We start from the raw sequence: 3,388 nt of genomic DNA, 5'->3' as shown, positions 1-3,388 counted from the left end.
GTCGTCGGCGGCGTACAGGACCTCGTCGCCGAGCGTCTTGATCAGCCGTCCGCCGTTCGCCGCGATCGCGGAATGGCCAAGCCCGATGATCTCGTTCTCACCATGGGCGCGGGCGACGTCACGGACCTCGGCCCGCGGATCCTGAGCCACCTGGAGGGATGAGGCACATGTCGTACGACGTCGAGAAGCCGGACGAGCAGTGGCGCGAGGAGCTGAGCCCGGCGGAGTACGCGGTACTGCGCCAGGCCGGCACCGAGCCCGCCTTCACCGGCGAGTACACGGACACGAAGACGCAGGGCGTCTACTCCTGCCGGGCCTGCGGCGCGGAGCTCTTCACGTCCACCGAGAAGTTCGAGTCGCACTGCGGCTGGCCGTCCTTCTACGACCCGAAGGACAACGCGGCCGTCGAGCTGATCGAGGACCGCTCCCACGGCATGGTCCGCACCGAGGTGCGCTGCTCCCGCTGCGGCTCCCACCTGGGCCACGTCTTCGAGGGCGAGGGCTACCCCACGCCGACGGACCAGCGCTACTGCATCAACTCGGTCTCGCTGCGCCTGGAGCCGGCCGCCGACTGACCCGGCCCGCCGTCACCGGGGCGCGCGACCGCTCCCCGGACGATCCCGCCCGGCCATCCTCCGGATGACGCCGGGCGGGATCGCCGCGTTCCGGGCCGCGTCCCCGGCCGTCTCCCGGTCGCGCAGCAGGGCGACGAGCACACGCGCGGGAAGCCGCGGACTGCGCGCGGCGGCGGCGCGCACCACGCGATCCGGATCGTCGAGGAGCCGGACCGCCCCCAGCCGGCTCAGCCGCGGGTCCGCGGCCGCGTCCCGGCGCACCTCGACGTCCGGATCGAGCGAGAACCGCTCGACGAGCTCCGCCGTGGAGTCCGGGTCGGCGAGCGCGAGCCGGCGCAGCCGCGCCTCGGGCGCAGTGGCGTACCGCAGCAGCCCGGCCCGGGGAAAGTTCGGGTGCGTGCGCGGCCGGCCCGGGAAGGACAGACTGCCGTCCCACCAGCGCCAGACCTGGAGCAGCAGCCAGGGGGGCGCGTCGTCGCAGGACTCGGCGAGGAACAGGTGGACGACGCGGTCCTCGTCGTGGGCGAGCCGGTCGACGACGTCCGGCGGCAGCCGCCGGGCGCGCGCCACGGACCGGCGGACCAGCGGGTGCGCGGACGCGGCGAGCCGCCGCATGGCCGCCGGGTCGCCGTGCAGCTCCCGCACCCAGTCCAGCGCATGCGACAGGCCCGACAGGTCCACGTCGTACGCGATGGCGCCCCGCTGCTCCTCCGTGAGGTCGGGGCGGAGCGCGAGCGTGTTCCGGACCTCCGCATCGGGGTCCGCGGCCAGCACCGCGACCAGCTCCGGGGGCAGCCCGGGACTCTCGGCGAGCGCGCGGCGCAGGGCGGCGTCCGGATGCCGGGAGAGCAGGAGGGCCAGGTCCGGCTCCAGTGCGCAGCCGGCGACCGCACGGGCCGCGTCGCCCAGGTCACCGCTCTCGAACACGGAGAGCGGCACCGGGTGCGTACGGTGATGCAACCTGCGGGCGGCGGCGCGGACCCGCGCATCGGGGTCGGCCATGAGGGTGCGGCGCTCGTCCGCGCCGAGCCCCGGCCAGGCGGCGGCGCAGGCGCGCTCCCGGACCTCGGGCACCGGGTCGGCGGTGAGGACGCGGGCCACGGCGTGGGGCAGGCCGGTCAGCGCAGCCGTCTCCGCGCGCACCCGCGTGACCGGATCCGTGGCGAGCCGCTCACAGGCGGCCGGGGTCAGGGCGGCTCGGCGGTCCACGGCGATCGTGAGCAGGATCCAGCGGTGCCGGTCGTCCTCCTCGCCGAGGACGAGCCGGCTCCACTGATCGGGCGTGAGCGGCTGCGCACCGGTGTCGACGAGCGCGCGGCGTACCGGCCAGTCCGGGTCGGCGATCAGCCGGTCGATCTCCTCCGGTCGTAGGGCCGGGCCGTGGAAGCGGTGGGTGCGGTGCATGAGGGCGGGTCGCAGGGCGTCCGGGAGGGCCGGGTTCGAGAGGAGGCCGAGCGCCCACTGCTCCCGGGTGCGCTCCGGGATCCGGAGGCGGCCGAACAGTTTCTCCCACTCCGCGTCCCGCTCCTCCTCGGTCTCCTCGCGGGCCAGGCTCCGGGCCCGGCGTTCCTGGTGGGCCGGGAGATCGGCGACCACGATCAGCCAGATCGCGTACTCCTCGGTGGTGACGCCGATCAGCGTGCGGCCGTCCGCCGACAGCGTCAGGAACTCGGGGCTGTCCGGCGCGCTGCGCAGCACCTCGGCGAGCCGCCACCGCTCCCCGAGCCGGACCCGGAACCAGCCGCCGAGCCCGGGCCCGAGCGTGACCAGGAAGCCGCCGTCCTCCTGCGCGAACAGGCCGTGTTCCTCGGCCAGCCGGAACCACTCCGTGTCGGTGGCGCCGGACGGATCGGGTCCGTCGAGCCGCACCACGGCGGTCGGCTCCGCGGTGCCCGCCACGACCGGGCGCAGCGCCGCGCGCACCGGCAGGGCCCGGGCCGCGGCGCCCCAGCCGCCCGCGTCCTCGAGGCCCGCCGCGGTGAGCACGGCCCCGGCGCGCTCCAGCGGAGTGCTCATGGCGACGTCCTCCGCTCCCGGCCGGGGACGGCGGGTGACACGCGCGTGGAGAGGGCCATGGCGGCGATCCTGGCACAGGGCCGGACCGGCCCGGGGGCCGCGGTGCGTCGGCGACAATGGGGGCGTGAACTCTCCCGACCCCGCCACCCCGCCCGCCGGCGCCCGTCGGCTCGACCTCGTCGCCGACTGCGGGGACTGTTTCGGGCTGTGCTGTGTGGCGCTTCCCTTCTCCAGGTCCCACGACTTCGCCGCGAACAAGGCCGCCGGCACGCCGTGCAGAAACCTGAAGGACGACTTCCGGTGCGGCATCCACGCCTCGCTCCGCGAGAGCGGGTACCGGGGATGCACCGTCTTCGACTGCTTCGGGGCCGGGCAGAAGATCTCCCGGGTCACCTACGGCGGCGTGAGCTGGCGCGAGCGTCCCGGCACCGCCCGCGAGATGTACGACGTCTTCCCCGTCATGCGCCAGCTGCACGAACTGCTCTGGTACCTGAGCGACGTGCTCGACATGCCGCGGGCCCGCCCCGTGCACGAGGCGGCGCACCGCTCCCGTACCGAGATCGAACAGCTCACGCGCGCGAGCGCGCAGGACCTGCTCGCCGCCGACGTGCCCGCGATCCGCGCCGGGGTCAACGCCCTGCTGCTGGAGGCCAGCGAGCTGGTCCGGGCCCGGGTGCCGGGCCGCCGCGCCGACCACCGGGGCGCCGACCTCGTCGGCGCCCGGCTGCGCAAGGCCGATCTGCGCGGCGCCACCCTGCGCGGCGCGCTCCTCGTCGCCGCCGACCTGACCGGCGCCG

3 protein-coding genes are annotated in these 3,388 nt (G+C 75.7%); 2 read left to right on the top strand and 1 reads right to left on the bottom strand.

Annotation, left to right across the window (positions count from 1 at the left end):
- Positions 1 to 167 precede the first annotated feature (167 nt).
- Positions 168 to 575 (top strand): peptide-methionine (R)-S-oxide reductase MsrB, encoded by a 408-nt coding sequence (gene msrB / locus GTW43_RS00530; RefSeq protein WP_161299529.1) that lies wholly within the window; start codon positions 168 to 170, stop codon positions 573 to 575.
- Positions 576 to 587: 12 nt separating this feature from the next.
- Here msrB and GTW43_RS00525 read toward each other — a convergent pair whose 3' ends face one another.
- The gene (locus GTW43_RS00525) at positions 588 to 2,591 is read right to left on the bottom strand and encodes a PE-PGRS family protein (RefSeq protein WP_237536328.1); all 2,004 of its coding nucleotides are present in this window, start codon (positions 2,589 to 2,591) and stop codon (positions 588 to 590) included.
- A gap of 124 nt (positions 2,592 to 2,715) precedes the next feature.
- Here GTW43_RS00525 and GTW43_RS00520 point away from each other — a divergent pair.
- On the top strand, positions 2,716 to 3,388 hold a 673-nt coding region (locus GTW43_RS00520), incomplete at its 3' end, for a pentapeptide repeat-containing protein (RefSeq protein WP_343245847.1).

It is taken from the genome of Streptomyces sp. SID5785, from assembly GCF_009870065.1.
In the GTDB taxonomy this organism is placed as follows: Bacteria; Actinomycetota; Actinomycetes; order Streptomycetales; family Streptomycetaceae; genus Streptomyces.
The sequence above is the reverse complement of the archived record's forward strand: the minus strand, read 5'-3'. Positions and strand labels throughout refer to the sequence as shown.